This window comes from Variovorax sp. WDL1, from assembly GCF_001541225.1.
Taxonomy (GTDB): Bacteria; Pseudomonadota; Gammaproteobacteria; order Burkholderiales; family Burkholderiaceae_C; genus Variovorax.
The window spans coordinates 34905-36006 of the sequence record NZ_LMTS01000129.1; the positions used below are offsets into that span (position 1 = coordinate 34905).

At 69.4% G+C, this 1102-nt stretch carries 2 protein-coding genes; both read right to left on the bottom strand.

The window, feature by feature from the left end; all coding sequences use genetic code 11:
* On the bottom strand, positions 1–304 hold a 304-nt coding region (locus tag APY03_RS44000), incomplete at its 3' end, for a DmsC/YnfH family molybdoenzyme membrane anchor subunit (RefSeq protein ID WP_232324319.1).
* A complete protein-coding gene (locus APY03_RS17910; RefSeq protein WP_102906296.1) occupies positions 301–996 on the bottom strand; it encodes a 4Fe-4S dicluster domain-containing protein in 696 nt (231 codons plus the stop codon). The genes APY03_RS44000 and APY03_RS17910, both read right to left, overlap by 4 nt.
* Between the last annotated feature and the right edge of the window lie 106 nt (positions 997–1102).

Consider the following 1102-nt stretch of genomic DNA (forward strand, 5'->3'; position numbering starts at 1 on the left):
TGCGCAGCGCCAGCCACCACAGCGCGACCACCGCGATGAAGGCGGGTAGAACGATCACCTCGCGCGAGAGCCAGGAAGTGCGCCACATCAGCACCGCGCGCCAGGCACGCTCCGGCCGGCCGAGGTGGCCGAAGGAGGCGCCGAGTCCGACCAGCAGCATCGCCTCGGCCACGATCAGCGACATGCCGAGGAAGCCCGGCGCGAGCGGCATCCCGGCAAGCACGGCCAGCGCCAGCGTGACGACCAGGCCCTGCGCGGCGCCGGCCACGGTGGTAAAGACGACGACCGAGAACGCCGGGTTCACGACATACCTCCCAGACGGGGTTGGACCTTGGTCGGGCCGCCGGCCTCGTCGGTCACGCGCCGCGGCAGGTACTGGTTGGCCGGATTGGTCTCCCACTCGGGCATGAGCGAATAGCCGCCGCGCTCGCGGATGGCCTTCGAGACTTCCGACTCCGGGTCCTTCACGTCGCCGAACAGGCGCGCGCCGGTCGGGCAGGCTTTCACGCAGGCCGGCTTGCGGTCTTCCTTGGGCAGCTTCTCGTCGTAGATGCGGTCGACGCACAGCGTGCACTTGGTCATGACCTGGCGCTCCTCGTCGAGCTCGCGCGCGCCGTAGGGACAGGCCCAGGCGCAGTACTTGCAGCCGATGCACTTGTCATAGTCGACCAGCACGATGCCGTCTTCCTTGCGCTTGTAGCTGGCGCCGGTAGGGCATACAGGCACGCAGGGCGGATCCTGGCAGTGCAGGCAGCTCTTGGGGAAGTGGATGGTCTCGGTGCCGGGAAAAGTGTTGGCCTCGTAGGTCTGCACACGGTTGAAGAAGGTGCCGGTGGGGTCGGCGCCATACGGCTTCTCGTCAGCCAGCGGGCCGGCGCTGCCGGAGGTGTTCCACTGCTTGCAGGACGTGACGCAGGCGTGGCAGCCGACGCAGACGTTGAGATCGATGACAAGCGCGAGCTGCTTGGCCAGCGTCTCGCCCGGCTCGGCACGCACGCTGTCGTGCCCGCTGCGTCGCTCGGTGCTGCGCCGCGCGACCGGCGGCTCCAGGTCCGCTTCCCGCGCAGCCGCAGAGGCTGCCGCCGTGCCGCAACCGCAGCCC